Below are 18,267 nucleotides of genomic sequence, written 5' to 3' on the forward strand. Positions count from 1 at the left end.
TGAAGTTGAGTTCACTCAGCCGTTTTATATAGTTACAGGAAGTTTGGAAGGTCAAGCTTCTTGGCTATTCGGTATGCCGCGTTGATCTGTCCCACATGACTATACGTCTGAGGGAAGTTACCCCACTGGCTGCCGTTCCTTTCGTCCACATCCTCACTGAGCAATCCCAAATGGTTGGAGTATGAGCTGATCTGTTCAAAATATTTGATCGCTTCTTCCAGCCTTCCGACACAGGCCAATGCTTCAATGTACCAGAATGCACAAACAAGGAAAGTGGATTCCGGCTTACCGAAGTCATCGGAGTGCTTGTACCGGTAGAATAAACCATCGCTGCCTTTTAGCTCCGTTTCCATTCCAGCAAGGTGCTTACGGGCTGCTTCAGAGTTAGGATCAAGGTAGTGCATGGAAATCAGCTGTAAACAACTTGCATCCATATCTTTTGAACCTATCGCCTGCATATAGACACCTGTTTCTGGATCTCGGCAAGCCTCTATTCTTTCAGCTGAAGCCTTCTTGAGGTTTCTGGCCTTGAGCTTCATGCTCTTGTCCCCAAAGTAGTCTGCAATTTTTTCAGCTGAACTGGCACCTGCCCAATGGAAGAGGTAAGTGTAACAGTGGCGTTGGGCCTTGTTCCTGAATTCCCACAATCCAGCATCCGGCTGATCCATTGTTTCCTCAATCTTATCGATGACATCCATTATTTTTTGGCGGGTGTATTGCCTGTTGGGATTCTTGAAGCGATTATCTGCATAGAATGGAAGCAGGGAGACGAGCACTTGGCCGTAAACATCATTCTGTATGTGGGTGTAAGCATCATTGCCGACTCTGACGGGCTTATTGCCAAGGTAACCATCCAGATGGCTTAGCTCTTTTTCGATCAATTTGTCTTCGGCAGTAATACTGTAGAGCGGCTGGAGGTGATTACTTTCTTTTTGGGCGACATTCTCAATGTACCGGAAGTAATCTTCCATTTCCTCAAAGTGACCAATGTTGTTAAATGCATTCAGTGTATAGTAGGTGTCCCGCATCCAACAGTATCGATAATCCCAGTTTCGGGTACTTCCGGGGTGTTCCGGTAAGCTTGTGGTACCTGAGGCGATGATGGCCCCTGTGTCTTCGTATTGATGGATCTTGAGGACAAGAGCAGACCGAATCATCTTTTCCTGATGGAAGGCACTGATACTGGTTGATTTAACCCATCGGCGCCAATATCGCTTGGTCTTGATCAGGAACTCTTCCACTGTTGATTCCAAGGATGCTTCTAGTGGTACTCCATAAGTAAGCACCAGATAGACAGCACCAGTAAGGACAAAGGAAGTATTATCCATAATGTAGCTTAGCGGGATATTGGTCGTTAGCCGCATTTGCTGGTCATATCCGAGGAAGCGAACGTGGTTACTGCCTTGTTGCTTTTCAGGTACACGCTTTCCGTAATTGCCAACTGGGTCGCATTGAACACTTACACGGGGAATACCTTTGGTGGGCTCAAGTTTTCTAACCAGCATCAGGGGTTTGTAGTACCTCTCGTACTGATAGAATCGAGGAGCAAAATCTGTTACTTTGAAACCACTTCCGTCAGAAAGGTGAAACTCTGTCGTCAGGATATTGGTATTCTTCACATAATGTTGACTGGTTTCGAAGCTGTCAGTTTCTGGAATTATTTTGAAGCTGCCACCTTTTTCTTTGTCTAGCAGGCCGCCAAAAACAAAACTGCTGTCAAAGCGAGGCCAACAAAGCCATTTCACATCTGCTTCCTTGTCAATGTATGCCATATAAGCACAATTGCCGACGACACCCATATCATATTTGTGAGTTTGATCCATAGCGCAATGAATGTTGATTTTTATGAAAAAATATTTTGTCTAGGTGAAATGTTCAAAACGTATTCCGATATACTGAAACACACACACAAGCTTAATATAAATAAGTATCATTGAAAGAAGAAGGACTTTTGTTATTCTTGGAATATGTGTTTGGCTTTTTGGTAAGTAGTAATGCATTAACATTTGACTATATTAACAATATACACCCTGTTGAAAATCCGGTTTCTGCGTTATTCAGGAGGGTTGGTAATAAAGTATTTGTAATGTTAGATCCAGTTTGGAAAGATATTTGCCAATTCGATACGGAACCATTTAATACATTACATTGGTTAGGAAAGGGTTGGTTCATTTTGACAAAGCCTTTAACTTATTGAAAATTATAAGTTGTATAGAGGGAAAGACTTGTAATTTTCTTAAAAAAAGATAAAATTGTACAAATCTATTAAGGTTGGTATTGGATAAACGTAAAAGTTGTTTGGAACAACTCATGTAACAAACAAGGAATGTCTCGAGCATAAAGCCTCCTTTTGGCGAAAAGTCATAAAGTATATATAAATATTTATCGCTAAGATTGAATTATTTACATAAATTTTAGAGCTTTATAGTCCAAGATGATTGAAGAATAGCAATTCTGAGGCTTGTATCTTATAGCCTATATTATTTTTCCTACAACTTTACGTATTAATAAAAGGAAGTAGATCGACCTACTCCTAAAGAACTTCGTTGAATTAGCATTTTTATTGACTCCCTCAAAACTCGAAAGTGAAGGTATGAATTCAGTATTACTCGCAGAATCCAAAGCAATCGATGCCGCCCACATGGAATTAATGCTGAAGCGGCTTGGATGGAAAACAGACATCGTAAACGACGAAACAAACCTGAAGGCCAAACTTAAGGCTGAACAGTACAGTATGATTATTCTTGATGAAGCAACTTTAGGTGATGAGTTGCGTGAAACTGTCAAGATGATCAGAGATCGTGAAAACGTGACAGGTGTACCTGTTACAATCATTGGAACAACAGCTTATTCTCTAAGGGGACAATTGAGGAAGCTATTGCAAATCGGAATGGATTTCTCACTGAGTAAGCCTATTTACAATCAGGACCTGGTTGGAATTCTTGAGGCAGTAGCAGAAAAGGAGGAGCAAAGAAAAGAAAAGCATTTGGTGATCGCAGCAAGCTAACCAAGCCAAATTAGAAAAGCCATTACACATTTAGATGTAATGGCTTTTTTAGTAGTGTTATTAGATCGAAGCAACTTCAGCGCTGCGGTCAATCTTTTTCACAAGTCCTTGCAGTACTTTTCCTGGTCCGCACTCGGTGAATGTTGTTGCACCGTCAGCAATCATTTGCTGAACAGATTGTGTCCATCTTACTGGTGAAGTCAATTGAGAGATCAAGTTTTCCTTGATCTTAGCTGCTTCAGTATACGGTTTAGCATCCACGTTTTGGTAAACAGGGCAAGTAGGCTCTGAGAACTCAGTAGCTTCAATAGCTTTTGCCAACTCTTCTCTTGCTGGTTCCATCAGCGGAGAGTGGAAAGCTCCACCTACAGGAAGTGGCAAGGCACGCTTAGCACCCATTTCTTTTGCCAATGCGCAAGCTTTTTCAATAGCCTCATTAGCACCTGAGATTACAAGCTGTCCTGGGCAGTTGTAATTGGCAGCAACTACTACGCCTTCCGTTTTTGTACATACTTCTTCTACTTGCTCATCGCTAAGACCCAAGATAGCAGCCATTGTAGAAGGATTCATTTCACAAGCCTTTTGCATTGCCATTGCTCGTTGAGCAACAAGCTTCAGTGCATCTTCAAACTTTAGTGTGCCGTTAGCCACAAGTGCTGAAAACTCACCTAAAGAGTGACCTGCAACCATTTCTGGCTTGAAGTTGTCAGCAGTTAAGGCAAGTGCAACAGAGTGCAAAAAGATAGCAGGTTGTGTTACTTTAGTTTCTTTCAGCTCCTCAGCAGTTCCTTCAAACATCACTTTCGTGATACTGAAACCTAAAATTTCATCAGCTTTATCAAACAGTTCTTTAGCTTTTGCTGAGCTTTCGTAAAGATCTTTTCCCATACCCGGAAACTGGGAACCCTGTCCCGGAAATACGTATGCGTTCATTGAGTTCTTCGTTTAGTTTTGAGATTTGAGTTGGTACAATGAAAGACCAACACTGTAATATTAAGGTTACATGGTCGCTAGCGACCGTACAAATATATAGATTCTAGAATAGAGTTCGGCGGAGACCCAATTATAAACCCTTCACAATTGATAAAAGGCTCAATAATGTAACATAATCAGGTTTTTGTACCTTTGTACCTTGTCTGGTGGTTTACTGGACAAATAGGTATTAAAAACCTGTAGGAATACGATATAAAATATAGTAATGGAAATAAAGCAAGCAAAGTTTGTGATGAGTAATTCGGATCATAAAAAGTGTCCGAATAAAAGCTTACCGGAATATGCCTTTATTGGGCGTTCTAATGTTGGTAAGTCTTCTCTGATCAATGCAATGACCAACTTTAGCAAGTTGGCTAAAACATCGGGTACACCAGGTAAGACACAGTTGATTAATCACTTTCTTATCAATGAAGATTGGTACTTAGTCGATTTGCCTGGTTATGGATATGCAAAGGTAAGTAAGACACTAAGAGCAGATTTCCGTAAAATCATTGATGGTTATCTACTGAATAGAGAAAACCTACTTTGTACTTTTGTCCTGATTGATATCAGACATGCTCCACAAAAGATAGACTTGGAGTTTATGGAATGGATGGGAAAAAAAGGACTTCCATTTGTCATTGTCTTTACAAAGCAGGATAAGCTTAAGCCTGGTGCTGTGACCAATGCTGTTGATAAGTATACTGCAAAGTTAATGGAGACTTGGGCTGAGATGCCTCCTTATTTTGTAACATCCTCTGAGACAAAAGTGGGGTTGGACGATATATTGGACTTTATTGAGCAAATTAACCGAGACTACCTGAAGAGCCTTTCTAAATAAAGGAAGAACGGGGTTAAGCATAAATCAATGGCGGTATATACAGGGATAATCCTAATATACCGCTATTTTTTTGCCGAGTATTAGATAGTGGATCACTTAACTTTTCTAACTTTAATCCTTAAAGTGAAAGTTGACCAATTTGATTAGATAAAGTGATGAATACCCAAACTGAACACTGTCTGAACTGCAATCATATGCTTAGTGAGGACATGACTTACTGTCCTCATTGTGGGCAAAAAAAGACAACATACAAAGTGTCATTTCGAATTTTGTGCCTTGATTTTATTGAAAACTTATTCAGTTTCGATTCCAAGATAGGGCGCTCAGTCATTCCATTTATTTTCGCACCAGGTAAACTTACCAATGAGTTTTTGGCGGGTAAAAGAGTAAAATATGTGCACCCAATCAGAATATATCTGGCTTGTAGTATTCTATTCTTTTTGTTGATAGGACTCTCTAATCGTAGTACTCATAGTGTTGGTGTAGAAGGAGGGCTTGCTGAAATGCAGGACTCATTAGAGAAAGAGTTGGCATTGGCGGATACTGTAACAGACTTGCCAATGGGCATCAAGCATAAAGTAGATGAGGAGCTAAACCCAAATTTACTGTTAGCTGTCCGATTGTTTATGCTTTCAAAAGAACAACGGAATTTATCTGATGATGCATTTCTTGATAGCTTGGGTGTTCAAAGTCCAAGTTATATCAAAAAGACCATCTTTCTTCAAAGTCGAAAAGCAATTGAAGATAATGGCGTACAGTTGACCCATGCAGTGCTTAACAATATTCCCCAAGCCCTATTTATTTTATTACCTCTTTTTGGACTGTTATTAGGGCTGTTCTATTACCGTTTAAAACGTTACTACGTCGAACACCTGGTTTTTTCAATACACTTGCATGCGTATTTCTTTTTCTGGATGATCCTGATCTGGCTTGTGGGATATTTACCTAGTTCGACATCAAGTTGGCTTTATTATGGGCTATTCACGATGCTTTGTTGGTATGTCTTCCAAATGTTTAGAAGGGTATATAAAGAGAAGTGGAGCCGGTCACTTATGAAGATGGGTATGATAGGAAGTATCTATTCCGTGTTTGTCATTATTGTGATTTCAGGAGCAATGCTGATTACTGCCATGATATTCTGAGCAGTGTAAATCAAAATATTTTGGCTAATTGAATGAATTCGTATTGTTTTGCCACTCTGTAATGAAGTTAGAGGGTGAATTAGATTCAGACAACAGACAAACAATAGTATAATGAATAAGACAGTAGTGACATCAGCAATCATTGCTTTTGTACTTTTAATTGGAGGAATGGCGTATGTGAAATATGGAAATTTCAACGAAATACAGCCAACAATAGTAGAGGAAGAAGCATTTAAGCTTGTCGGTAAGGAGTATAAAGGAAAAGTAACAGATGAGGAACTGACAGAAATGTTGGATGAGGTTTATATGGCAATTAATTCACATAAACTGGAAGGTAAGCTGGTTATCTGTTATGATGGTAATCCTGATCAGGATAAAAGTGATGTAAAGGTTTTTGCAGGCGTTCTTGCGAAGGGTAGTCAATTGGAGGCTGAAGGCTTTGAAGTAAAAGAATTGCCAGCCTATAAAGCTGTGAGTGTTAATGTAGATGTAAGTAGTATGTTTGCGCCCAATCCTGCAAATATTAATAAGAAGCTGAAGGAGTTTGCAGAAAAGCAGCAAATTAGCCTCAAAGATATTTATCTTGAAAAATATATTTCTGACAAGGAAATTCGCAATGAAATCATTGTAAAATAATTCCAGCCTAAGTTTTGCCAACCTGTTTTTGAATGAAGTACAGTATCTACCGAAATACGACAGCAATTAAATGGATTATCGCAATTCTAGGTATTCTGATTGGAGGGACTTCCGTTATTTATACCAATATTCTGGTAAGGAGATTAGCTGATCGTGAAAAAAGACAGGTTGACTTCTTTGCCAAGGCACAGGCAAGGATGGCAAGCCTTTCAGAAGATAATCCTGATGTTACTTTTCTATTGACGGAAGTACTTCAAGCAAACGATCTCATTCCTGTTGTACTTTTGGATGGGAATAAGCATCCAATCAGTTCTAGAAATATCGAAATACCAGAAGAATTGGAAGGAGTGTCCAAAGACAGCTTTTTACTAGAGATGGTAGATTTGATGGAGCAAGAATATCCTCCAATTGTGATTGAGATAGCTCCTGATGTACATAACTATATTTACTACACAAACTCTACCCTAGTAAAGGAACTTAGGTTTGCTCCCGTGATTCAGCTCTCTGTACTTGGGGTCCTGTTCATTATTGCCTATATGATCTTCAGGTCTTCCAAAAGGGCTGAGCAAAATCAGGTTTGGGCTGGTTTGGCGAAAGAAACCGCACACCAGCTAGGGACTCCAATATCCTCTCTGATGGCTTGGATTGAATATTTCAAGACAGATGAATCGTTTGATCAAGAAATAATCACTGAGTTAGAAAAGGATATTAGCCGTTTGGAAATGATTACAGCCCGTTTTTCGAGTATTGGTTCGGTGCCTCAACTTCAGCGGGCTGATTTGAATATCGCAGTTCGTAGGGCGGTTAGCTATCTGTCAAAGAGAATTTCCTCAAAAGTGATTATGTCTGTCAAATCTTATGATGAGGGATTAAATGCCAAGGTAAGTGCCCCACTATTTGAATGGGTAATTGAAAACCTGTGTAAGAATGCAGTTGACGCCATGAACAGTCAAGGACATATTGATATTGAACTATCTTTAAGCAAGGACAGTAAAATGGTTGTTATTGATGTCACAGATGATGGAAAAGGTATTTCCAAATCGAAAATCAAGACAGTATTCAAACCAGGTTTTACAACAAAGAAACGGGGGTGGGGATTAGGACTGACCTTGGCAAAACGTATTGTGGAAGATTACCATGGTGGAAAAATCAGTGTCAAGAGATCAGCACCTGGTATAGGAACCACATTTCGTATCGTATTGCCTAAAGACAGTGGGGAAGTGGCTTAATCATGCCATCCCCATTACTAAGTCTATTTTTTTACGTTCCTTGGCCTTCAGGTGTGAAGGTACAACTCCCATGAATTTCCTGAAATCCTTTATCAGGTGTGAAGGATCATAGTATCCACATTCGTAACTAATGCTTTCTAAGGATTGATGTGGTTGTTTGACCATCATACGGAAAGCATTGTTGAAGCGTACAAGACTGATAAACTGTTTAGGGGACAAACCAATCGCTTTTTTAAAATCACGTTGAAGATTTCTTAGTGTCGTGCAACAGGTCTCTGCCACCTCAGACACATCCATTCGCCCAGCTTGCTCTAATATATAGTGTAAAGCTTCCTGTGTTCGGGCTGATAAGTTTTTGGCAGGAGTGTGGATGTGCTGGTTGTTGATCAAGAAATTGGATAGAATTTCCACTTTTCTGACAGGTAGTTCTTCTGCATAGATTTGTTCCTGCAATTGGGTGAAACAGTTACCCATATACGCTTCCATATCAATAAAGCAGCTGGAATTCTTGGTAACATCAATACCCAAGAGTTGAATGCATCCATGAGGGGTGAGTTCTACTCCTGTGGCTTTTACGCCACCTTCTTGTGGTAATGTGAGAGTGTTGTTGTTGCGAGGCAATAGCAATACAGCATTGGGGAGTGCAACGATTTTTTTACTGGATAAACTAATTTGTGGAGGAGCGGTTTCAAATATCACTAGTAGGGGACAAGCTCGAGGGACTGTCCGTTGACCTATCGTAGTGAAAGGTGCATTTGCTTCAGCTACCCAAAAGTGCCTAACAGCAGCACTTAGCTGGGAAGAAGGGACAAAAGTTTGATAAAGCATAGCTCGCTGGTAGTAAGGGTTTAGTTAGTTGATAGTACCCGTTGTTGAAAGTGAGTCAGCTAGAAGTGTAGCTGCATAGTAGTAAGGCTGTCTATTCAAGACTAAGCCAAGGAGCATGGTTTTAAAATCTTAGACAAAGACAAGATTTGATTTTAGTTGTTGTGATATAAAGACAATAATAATTAGTTAAAAAAGGGTTGTGAAATATATGTAAGGTTTTCTTTCTCAAGGTTAATGCTTATTACCAAAAGTTAGAAATCAATATATACTATACATCTATAGATGGGATTCAACAAGGAGGATGTAGGCTCTTTTGAAGTTGACAGTTCAGTAGATAGCCTATTAAGGCAAGGTGTTGTCTATTACTAATAAGTATTTAGGTTACTTATTCTTTAAACAGGTAAAGTTACAGCAGTTGTGAGGTTTAACACATAACTGCTATATAAAGTATATTAGACCTACAGTGTCATTGTTAAAAGGATAGAAAGAGCAGTTATTGAAAACGTACAAAAAAAGTGTTGGTACCGAGGGTTTCCAACACTTTGTTAGCAGACTTTAATTTTAAAGAGTTCCTTCAGGGTACTGCATCGTGACACAATGTAAAGAACCATGTTGTTTAATAAGTACAGAGCAGTCAATACCGATAATTTCCCTGTCAGGAAAAGCTTCAGCTAGTGCATTCAGTGCAATGGCATCTGCTTCTTCCGCCTTATAAGTAGGCACGAGTACGGCACCATTCATAATAAGGAAGTTCGCATACGTTGCAGGAAGCCTATGTCCATCATCAGGGTCTCGCCTTTCTGGTGCCATAGGTAAAGCAATCAACTTATAAGGCTTGCCACCTTTAGTTCTGAAAGCTTTCAACTCATCTTCCATTTGTTTTAAAGCATGGTAATGAGGGTCTTCTTTATCTGTACACTGTACGTAAGCAATGGTATTGGTGTCACATAATCTAGCTAATGTGTCAATATGGGCATCTGTATCGTCACCTTCAAGGTGTCCATGATCCAGCCATAGTACGTTGTTAGCTCCAAAAAACTCTTTCAGTTTATTTTCTACCTCTATTCTGCTATAAGTAGGGTTTCTATTATATGAAAGTAGACAGTTTGAGGTGGTTAATAATGTTCCTTGACCATCTGATTCTATAGAACCTCCTTCCAAGACAAAACCAAATGTTACTATTGGAGTATTCCCAAAAGTATTTTGTTCATGAAGCCTGCGTGTGATTTGATTATCTTGGTCTGAAGCAAACTTAAGCCCCCATCCATTGAACATAAAGTCAAAAAGAACCAATTGCTCGTTGTCATATACTGTAAAAGCAGCATGGTCACGAGCCCACGTATCATTGGAAGGAACTTGTTTGAAAATAACGTTGTCATAGTTAATATCGCCAAGCCAAGTCTTGGCCTCTTCAATATCCTGACAAGCTAAGATTAGCTTTTGCCTTTTGCTGATTTCTGTCGCAATGGCACTAAAGCACTGTTGTGCTTCTGGGAGTACGTCACACCAGTCAGTATCTTGGTGGGGTAGTGTCAGCTGAACAGCATCTTGAAATTCCCATTCTGCAGGCAATCTTCTACTCATATCTCAGATTAACAATTATGTAGTGATAATTGACTAATATTCAGTAATGATTATATTAGCAAGAATACGCAAAATCCGCCATAGAATGCGTCTTTTTAATGCTGAAATCCATTCTTTTTGAAGGTTCTGAATGCTAATGTGTTAGGAACGAGAAATAAAAGATTGAGGATAAAACCTTTATAGAAGAAAGCAGAGTTGGCATTTAAAAAAAAGATCACTACTTTTGCAAGCCGAATAAAAAATTGATAAAACGATGAAAAGAACATATCAACCTTCGAACAGAAAGAGAAAAAATAAGCACGGGTTCAAATCTAGAATGGCTACTCCTGCAGGTAGAGCTGTATTGGCAGCTAGAAGAAAGAAAGGCAGAAAGAAACTGACTGTTTCTAGCGAGAAAAAAGGCAAATAAGCTTGAGTTGAGGTAATTCTGGTTTCATCTGAAAAATATACTATTATGAAAAAGAGAGTAGCGAAAAAAGTCGCGAAAAATCAGGAAGTTCTGAACTACAACAAAGGTCAAGTAAACAGAGCTCAGACTGTTGTAGCACGTGCAGAAAGAAAAGCTAGCAAGAACGCATAATACATTAGGTATTATGCCTTCTGCTTTCTTTAAGTCGCCTTATTGACAGATCAAGGTCAATGGAGGAACACAAAAAACATTCGCCTCTTTCTTCTGAAAAGAATCGATATACTTTTTCGAAGAAAGAGAAGCTGAAGAGCAAAAAAGTAATTCAGGAGCTTTTCGTTAAAGGCTCCTCTACTTTTTTGTACCCATTCAAACTGTATTACCAGCCTTTTAAACAGGATGAGTATCAGGATGCAACCCCGTATCCGCAAATGCTTGTATCTGTTTCCAAAAGAAATTTCAAGAAAGCGGTAGACCGCAACCGAATTAAGCGTCAGGTACGAGAAGCCTATCGCTTGAACAAACATATATTGCAAAATTCTGAAACCCCTTTAGCTGCTCTTGGGTTTGTATATGTAAGTAAGAAGCAAGAACCCTATTCGATGATCGAAAAGCGAATGAAAGCTTTGTTGAAAAAGCTGAAAAGTAATTGAATTTAGTCCGCTTTTTGTGCATTAATCCAAAAAGTGTAAATTAATTGTTAACCTCTCTTTTTGCAGGGACTTCTTACCTTATCATCTAATAATTAACGAGCTATGCGAATAAAAAGACTAAGGTTAATCCTAGTTGCAGTTACTGCTACTGTGCTGCTAGTATCATTCAACACCCTAAACACCTCTGACAAATACTTTGAAATTGCTCGGAACATGAAAATTTTCACCAAGCTGTTTCAAGAGGTGAATACCTATTATGTAGACGAAATTAGCCCAACCACTATGATGAATGCTGGTATTGAGGCTATGCTGAACACACTGGACCCATATACCAATTATATTCCGGAAGACAAAATTGAGGACTACCGCACGATGACTACAGGCGAATATGGTGGCTTAGGTGTTGTTGTCGGAAACAGAAATGGACAGGTCACTGTGCTGATGCCTAATGAAGGTTATGCAGCATTCAAAGCGGGACTACATATCGGGGATAAGATTATTAAAGTTGATGATGTTGAAATCAACGAGAAAAACGCCGATGAGATCAGCAAGTTGCTGAAAGGACAGGCAGGTACGGATGTCGTGCTTACGATTGACCGTTTTGGAGAAGAGAAACCTCTTCAAGTAACCTTGACACGTGAAAAAATACATCTGAAAAATGTACCGTATTATGGTATGGTAACAGATGATATTGGGATCATCCAGCTGAAAGACTTTACGCGAAAAGCGAGCAAAGAAGTAAAAGATGCTTTGATTGACCTAAAAGAAAAAGGCGCTAAGAAAGTCATCTTGGATTTGAGAGGTAACCCTGGAGGTCTTCTTAGTGAAGCAATTGATATCTCTAATATTTTCTTACCGAAAGGTGTAGAGGTTGTAACGACTAAAGGTAAAATTGAAGATTGGAACCGTTCACATCGTGCATTAAATAACCCAATAGACACTGATATCCCGATGGCTGTATTGATCAGTAGATCAAGTGCTTCAGCTGCTGAGATTGTATCAGGTGTAATACAGGATTATGATAGAGGTGTATTGGTAGGTGAGCGTTCGTTTGGTAAAGGTTTGGTACAGGCTACTCGTCCTTTGGAGTATAACTCTAAACTGAAAGTAACAGTGGCTAAGTACTATATTCCAAGTGGAAGATGTATTCAGGCGATAGATTACAGTCATAGAGACGAGATGGGAAAACCTGAGGAGGTTCCTGATTCACTGAGAATGGCATTTGAAACAAAGAATGGACGTGTTGTTTATGATGGGGGTGGCGTTTTGCCTGATGTAACGGTAAAAGGTTTTAACTATGCCCAAATTACCAGAAGTTTAATCAGCAAAGGTTTAATCTTTGATTACGCTACAACTTTCCATCATGAGCATACTAGTATTTCTTCTGCTAAGCAATTTGAGCTAAGTGATACAGAGTTTGAGAAGTTTGTGAATTGGTTGAAAGGCAAAGACTATGACTATAAAACAAAAATAGAAAGGTCATTGGCAAAACTGATTGATAGTGCGAAGGAAGACAAGTATTACAATGAAGTAAAGACCGAGATAGAAGACTTGAAGAAAAAAATCTATCATAATAAGGAAAGTGATGTGATGAACTTCAAAGACGAAATTAAGGAAGTATTGGAGGCAGAAATAGCAAAACGTTATTATCTGGAAGCAGGTGAGATAGAAGCTTCTTTTGATGATGATGAAGATATTAAAGAGGCTGTGGAAATCTTAAATAATGACGCCCGCTATAAAAAGGAATTAGGACAAAATTGATAATCATGTTCTAAGAAGTTCATAATAATAAGCCAGTGAAATTTTCACTGGCTTTTTTTGTAGATAGCCTAATCAGTTACTTACTTACAGTGAATACCGATTCACAACCATAAACAACAAAATTATATGTATAATAAACCAATGCTTCAGGCTGGAAGTCTTGAAGGAAAAACAATTCTGGTGACAGGAGGAGGGACAGGCTTGGGAAGGTCAATGTCAAAGTATTTTTTAGAACTAGGAGCTAACGTTGTTATTTCAAGTCGTAAGGAAGATGTCTTGGTCAAAGCGGCTGAGGAGCTGATGGCTGAAACAGGAGGGAAGGTTCTACCCGTTACCTGCGATGTAAGGAAATACAATGAGGTGGAAGCTGTATTACAGTCTGCAAAGGATACTTTTGGTCAGGTTGACGGGCTGGTTAACAATGCAGCCGGTAACTTTATCAGTCCGACTGAACGTCTTTCTCATAAGGCATTTGATACAATAATAGGAATCGTATTGCAAGGGTCTTACAATTGTACTTTGGCTTTGGGAAAAGACTGGATTGAAAATAAGCAGAAAGGAACTATACTGAATGTAGTTACAACTTATGCATGGACAGGTTCGGGGTATGTTGTACCTTCTGCATGTGCCAAGTCAGGTGTATTGGCAATGACACGTTCGCTTGCTGTAGAATGGGCAAAATATGGTATCCGTTCCAATGCAATTGCTCCAGGACCATTTCCGACGGAAGGTGCATGGAGCCGACTGTTCCCTAAAAATTTGGAAGAAAAGATGGATCCAAAATCCCGAATCCCTTTAGGGCGTGTTGGAGAGCATCAGGAACTAGCAAACTTGGCAGCATACTTGGTGTCAGACTTTTCTTCTTTTGTCAATGGTGAGGTGATTACGATTGATGGAGGAGAGTGGTTAAAGAATGGTGGTGAGTTTAACTTCTTGGATGAGTTGTCTTCTGATATGTGGGATGAAGTGGCTCAGCTGGTTAGACAGGCTAATAAAAAATAACTCCCATAAACACAGATTAAATAAAAAAGCGGTGAAGTATCTAATTGCTTCACCGCTTTCTTATTTAATAGCCACTTTCAGTAGCATTATTATCCAAATCCTCTTCTTTTTGAAGTTGGTTCTGACGTTCACTGTCAGCTCTACGCTGTCTCAGACGAGCTTTAGCAAGGTTAATTCTCTCTGAAACAAGAATAGCTGAAGGGAATGCTTTTTTCAACTGAACATGGTCCGCATGTGCATCCAACTTTGTAAAGTAGGTCCCTGCTTTGACCTTATAGTTAGGCTGTTCGTATTCCATACTTACATCAAACATCCCCATATTGTATTTTAGGTTGCTGATGATTTCTTCGGCTTTACGACGATTGGTTCCTGAGAAAATCAATAGCCTGTAACCAGGGATACCACCAAGTTCTCTTTGGGCCATTAGTCCTAGTTTTTCATCAACTTTACTGTTGATATAGCCTTCGGGAACACCTTCTGCTGAAACCCCGGTTTCAGTTGATACAGACGATTGATTGGTCGTATCAGGATGATAACTTACTCGATATTTCGTAAGGTCCGTTTTAAACAGGTCATCGTAATTAGCAGAGGCCCCTTTTTGTCCACTTTTACAGGCTGTAAATAGTACAGGCAGTAAAAAGGTTATGTAAATTAATATCTTTTTCATGTTTGTGTAGATGCAAAAGTAAGGGTATAATATTTAGACAAAGGTATAAATTTTATGCCAATGCATCAGTTTGTAACGTAATGGATTTGTGAAAAGCTAAAAACAGAACAATTTGAATGTGAAGGGATAAAAAAAGCGGTTTCTCAAAAAGAGAAACCGCCTTGTTTATCAAGATGAATAGTGTGGTTTAGCTTTTTACAATAATGCACTTATTGTTTTTTACGTCTTGTTCCACACTTTTAAACTTCACATCTTCTTTGACAGTGCCATCACTGTATTTTACAGTTACTCTGTCATTTCTCCCGTACTCTTTTTCTGAGCTGATTGGCTTTGTTACTTCCACAGCAGCTTCAGATGGATCATGTGCTTTAGGAGTTTCCAATGACGAATGAACCTCTGCTTTTTCAGCAGTTACTTTTTCAGCAGGTTCAGGTACTGCATTGGTTACAGGAACTGGAGGTTTCTCCTGAACAGCTATATTGGCTTTGCTCAAGAATGATACACAATCCTCATTTACCTGATTCAGGAAGCTCTTGAACAATTCAAAAGACTCAAACTTAAAGATCAGCAATGGATCTTTTTGTTCGTGAACAGCATTTTGTACCTGCTGCTTCAGCTCATCCATTTCTCTCAGGTGTTCTTTCCATTCCTGGTCAATTACAGCAAGCGTAATGTTTTGCTCCAGAGTTTTCACTAGCGCTTCACCTTCCGTCTCTACAACATCCTTCAGGTTAGCAGTGATTTGCATCATGTGTCTGCCGTCAGTAACAGGAACTGCAATGTTTTCAACTACTGCACCTCTTTCTTCAAAAAGCTGCTTGAATACTGGCAGTACTTTTTCAGTCAGCGCTTTATTCTTAGCTCGGTATTGATCAATAGCTTCTTTGTATAGCGCTACCGTGATTTCCTCCTCATTCATTTTGTGGAAATCATTCTCTGAAATCTTTGTATGAACAGCCAATGCTTTCAAAGCGTCCAGCTTAAAGCCTTCAAAGTTACCTTGATGTGTTTCAGCGATAAATTGAGCTGCATCAAAGAAAGAGTTCATGATATCCAATTGTAGACGCTCACCAAACAGGGCGTTTCTTCTACGGCGGTAGATTACTTCACGTTGGTAGTTCATTACGTCATCATATTCCAGCAGTCGCTTACGAATAGCAAAGTTGTTTTCTTCTACTTTCTTCTGCGCTCGCTCAATAGATTTTGTAATCATTGAGTGCTGAATAACCTCACCTTCTTCTAGGCCAAGGCGGTCCATTACACTAGCAATACGATCTGAACCAAACAGACGCATCAGGTTATCTTCCAAGCTGACATAGAATTGAGAGCTACCTGGATCACCTTGACGACCTGCACGACCTCTCAACTGGCGGTCAACACGTCTAGATTCGTGTCTTTCTGTACCAATAATAGCCAAACCTCCAGCATTTTTAACTTCATCAGAGAGTTTGATATCGGTACCACGACCTGCCATGTTGGTTGCAATTGTAACGGTGCCTGGCTGACCAGCTTTCGCTACAATCTCAGCTTCCATTGCGTGGTGCTTAGCGTTCAGTACTTGGTGCTCGATGCGACGCATCTTCAGCATACGGCTCAGAACTTCCGAGTTTTCTACTGATGTTGTACCTACCAGTATCGGTCTGCCTTGCTGTACCATATGTTGGATTTCTTCAGCAACAGCATTGAATTTCTCCCTTACAGTTTTGTAAACCTTGTCTTGCATGTCTTGACGTGCAATAGGTCTGTTGGTTGGGATAGTTACAACGTCCAGTTCATAAATTTGCCAGAACTCGCCCGCTTCAGTTTCTGCTGTACCTGTCATACCCGCAAGCTTGTGGTACATTCTGAAGTAATTCTGCAGTGTAACTGTAGCGTATGTTTGTGTAGCAGCTTCGATCTTAACGTTCTCTTTGGCTTCCAATGCTTGGTGTAGACCGTCAGAGTAACGACGTCCTTCCATTACACGACCAGTCTGCTCATCGACAATCATTACTTTGCCTTCAACTACGATGTAGTCAACATCTTTTTCAAACAAAGTGTAAGATTTCAATAGCTGCTGGACTGTGTGGATACGCTGAGTTTTGATTTCGTAGTCAGCGATAAGTTTGTCCTTTGCTTCAACCTTTTCCTCATCTGACATTTGAGGATCTTTCTCGATAAGATCCATTTCTGTACCTAGATCAGGAAGTACAAAGAAGTTTTTATCGTTTCCACCTGTAATAACATCTAGACCTTTTTCAGTCAGGTCTACTGTATTGTTTTTCTCTTCAATTTTGAACAGCAACGGCTTGTCTGCCTCTGGCATCAGCCTGTTGTTGTCCGCCATATAGATGTTTTCTGTCTTTTGCAGGATTTGCTTATGTCCAACCTCACTCAAGTACTTGATAAGTGGTTTGTTTTTTGGCAGACCTCTGTGTGCTCTAAGCAATGCCAGACCACCTTCCTTGGATTCACCAGCAGCAATTTGCTTTTTGGCATCTGTCAGGAAACCTTGAACTAGCTTACGTTGCTCTTCAACAAGCTTAGCTACCATTGGCTTCAGCTCGAAAAACTCATGTTGGTCACCTCTTGGTACAGGACCTGAGATAATCAATGGTGTACGAGCATCATCAATCAGTACGGAGTCAACCTCATCGACTACAGCGAAGTGGTGGTCACGTTGTACCAGTTCCTTTCTGTTGCGGGACATGTTGTCACGCAGGTAGTCAAAGCCAAACTCGTTGTTTGTACCGTAAATAATATCTGAGTTGTAAGCAGCAATTCTCTGAGGAGAGTGGGGTTGGTGCTTATCGATACAATCTACGCTCAGTTCGTGGAACTCGAAAAGTGGTGCATTCCACTCAGAGTCACGCATAGCAAGGTAGTCGTTCACTGTAACGATATGTACACCTCTTTTTGCTAGCGCATTCAGGTAAGCAGGAAGTGTTGACACGAGTGTTTTACCTTCACCGGTCATCATCTCAGCAATCTTGCCTTGGTGCAATACAACGCCACCGAACAGCTGTACGTCGTAGTGGACCATATTCCATTCTACTTCGCTACCAGCAGCTAGCCATTTGTTGCTCCATACTGCTTTGTCGCCTTCGATTGTAACGTTAGGGCATTTTGCTGCCATCTGCTCGTCATACATAGTAGCATTGACAGTCAGCTTTTTATTTTCTGTAAGCCTGCGGGCTGTTTCTTTTACTACCGCAAAAGCTTCAGGTAATATATCATTTAGAACTTCTTCCAAACGAGTGTTACGCTGTTCTTTCAGCTTATCCACCTGCTTGAAAAGAGCGTCTTTCTCAGAAGCGGAAGCTGCCGGGTTCTCTGCCTTTTCATTTGTTTCCGTGATCTGAGCGTCAATCTCACTCAGTTCTTGCTCGATGCGGGCAATGAAATCCTTGGTTTTTTGGCGGAGTTCCTCGTCAGTAATGTTTGAAAGTTTGGTGTATTCTTCCTTAATCTGATTAACGATAGGCATAATCTCCTTCAAATCCCTCTCGGACTTTGTCCCAAAGATTTTCGAGATAGCCTTGGTGATTTTATCTAGCATA

At 40.0% G+C, this 18,267-nt stretch carries 17 protein-coding genes; 11 read left to right on the forward strand and 6 right to left on the reverse strand.

The window, feature by feature from the left end:
* Positions 1-32: 32 nt before the first annotated feature.
* Entirely contained in the window at positions 33-1,823 is a 1,791-nt protein-coding gene (locus V6R21_RS30740; protein WP_334247319.1) for a glycoside hydrolase family 15 protein, read from the reverse strand.
* A gap of 110 nt (positions 1,824-1,933) precedes the next feature.
* On the opposite strand from V6R21_RS30740, the gene V6R21_RS30745 reads away from it, so the two are divergent.
* Both V6R21_RS30745 and V6R21_RS30750 read left to right on the forward strand, forming a co-directional pair.
* On the forward strand, positions 1,934-2,197 hold the full coding sequence (locus tag V6R21_RS30745; protein ID WP_334247320.1) for a hypothetical protein: 264 nt from the start codon (positions 1,934-1,936) through the stop codon (positions 2,195-2,197).
* Between the two features lie 396 nt (positions 2,198-2,593).
* Positions 2,594-3,007 carry a response regulator gene (locus V6R21_RS30750; protein WP_334247321.1) on the forward strand — a complete coding sequence of 138 codons (414 nt, stop codon included), beginning with the start codon at positions 2,594-2,596 and terminating at the stop codon, positions 3,005-3,007.
* A gap of 60 nt (positions 3,008-3,067) precedes the next feature.
* On the opposite strand, the gene fabD is transcribed toward V6R21_RS30750, so the two are convergent.
* Entirely contained in the window at positions 3,068-3,940 is an 873-nt protein-coding gene (gene fabD / locus V6R21_RS30755) for an ACP S-malonyltransferase (RefSeq protein WP_334247322.1), read from the reverse strand.
* 265 nt (positions 3,941-4,205) lie between these two features.
* On the opposite strand from fabD, the gene yihA reads away from it, so the two are divergent.
* The 4 genes from yihA (at position 4,206) to V6R21_RS30775 (ending at position 7,827) form a co-directional block, all read left to right on the forward strand.
* Complete coding sequence (gene yihA / locus V6R21_RS30760) at positions 4,206-4,820, forward strand: ribosome biogenesis GTP-binding protein YihA/YsxC (RefSeq protein WP_334247323.1); 615 nt, start codon at positions 4,206-4,208, stop codon at positions 4,818-4,820.
* Between the two features lie 254 nt (positions 4,821-5,074).
* Positions 5,075-5,962, forward strand: a complete 888-nt coding sequence (locus V6R21_RS30765; RefSeq protein WP_334247324.1) for a DUF3667 domain-containing protein — start codon at positions 5,075-5,077, stop codon at positions 5,960-5,962.
* 111 nt (positions 5,963-6,073) lie between these two features.
* Positions 6,074-6,598 (forward strand): GyrI-like domain-containing protein, encoded by a 525-nt coding sequence (locus tag V6R21_RS30770; protein WP_334247325.1) that lies wholly within the window; start codon positions 6,074-6,076, stop codon positions 6,596-6,598.
* A 32-nt stretch (positions 6,599-6,630) separates the two neighbouring features.
* Entirely contained in the window at positions 6,631-7,827 is a 1,197-nt protein-coding gene (locus V6R21_RS30775) for a sensor histidine kinase (protein ID WP_334247326.1), read from the forward strand.
* Here V6R21_RS30775 and V6R21_RS30780 read toward each other — a convergent pair whose 3' ends face one another.
* Positions 7,828-8,655, reverse strand: a complete 828-nt coding sequence (locus V6R21_RS30780; RefSeq protein WP_334247327.1) for a helix-turn-helix domain-containing protein — start codon at positions 8,653-8,655, stop codon at positions 7,828-7,830.
* Positions 8,656-9,216: 561 nt separating this feature from the next.
* Positions 9,217-10,239 (reverse strand): agmatine deiminase family protein, encoded by a 1,023-nt coding sequence (locus V6R21_RS30785; protein ID WP_334247328.1) that lies wholly within the window; start codon positions 10,237-10,239, stop codon positions 9,217-9,219.
* 253 nt (positions 10,240-10,492) lie between these two features.
* Here V6R21_RS30785 and rpmH point away from each other — a divergent pair, with 253 nt between their 5' ends.
* The 5 genes from rpmH to V6R21_RS30810 all read left to right on the forward strand — a co-directional run bounded on the left by rpmH (position 10,493) and on the right by V6R21_RS30810 (position 14,061).
* Complete coding sequence (rpmH, locus tag V6R21_RS30790; RefSeq protein WP_334247329.1) at positions 10,493-10,648, forward strand: 50S ribosomal protein L34; 156 nt, start codon at positions 10,493-10,495, stop codon at positions 10,646-10,648.
* Between the two features lie 45 nt (positions 10,649-10,693).
* Complete coding sequence (locus V6R21_RS30795; protein ID WP_334247330.1) at positions 10,694-10,819, forward strand: hypothetical protein; 126 nt, start codon at positions 10,694-10,696, stop codon at positions 10,817-10,819.
* Between the two features lie 59 nt (positions 10,820-10,878).
* Positions 10,879-11,298 (forward strand): ribonuclease P protein component, encoded by a 420-nt coding sequence (rnpA, locus tag V6R21_RS30800; RefSeq protein ID WP_334247331.1) that lies wholly within the window; start codon positions 10,879-10,881, stop codon positions 11,296-11,298.
* A gap of 213 nt (positions 11,299-11,511) precedes the next feature.
* On the forward strand, positions 11,512-13,059 hold the full coding sequence (locus V6R21_RS30805; RefSeq protein ID WP_334247332.1) for a S41 family peptidase: 1,548 nt from the start codon (positions 11,512-11,514) through the stop codon (positions 13,057-13,059).
* Positions 13,060-13,185: 126 nt separating this feature from the next.
* Complete coding sequence (locus V6R21_RS30810) at positions 13,186-14,061, forward strand: SDR family oxidoreductase (RefSeq protein ID WP_334247333.1); 876 nt, start codon at positions 13,186-13,188, stop codon at positions 14,059-14,061.
* A 64-nt stretch (positions 14,062-14,125) separates the two neighbouring features.
* On the opposite strand, the gene V6R21_RS30815 is transcribed toward V6R21_RS30810, so the two are convergent.
* On the reverse strand, positions 14,126-14,728 hold the full coding sequence (locus V6R21_RS30815) for a hypothetical protein (RefSeq protein WP_334247334.1): 603 nt from the start codon (positions 14,726-14,728) through the stop codon (positions 14,126-14,128).
* 187 nt (positions 14,729-14,915) lie between these two features.
* Positions 14,916-18,266, reverse strand: a complete 3,351-nt coding sequence (gene secA / locus V6R21_RS30820; RefSeq protein WP_334247335.1) for a preprotein translocase subunit SecA — start codon at positions 18,264-18,266, stop codon at positions 14,916-14,918.
* Between the last annotated feature and the right edge of the window lies 1 nt (position 18,267).

The sequence above is a fragment of the Limibacter armeniacum genome (assembly GCF_036880985.1).
GTDB classification, from domain to species: domain Bacteria; phylum Bacteroidota; class Bacteroidia; order Cytophagales; family Flammeovirgaceae; genus Limibacter; species Limibacter armeniacum.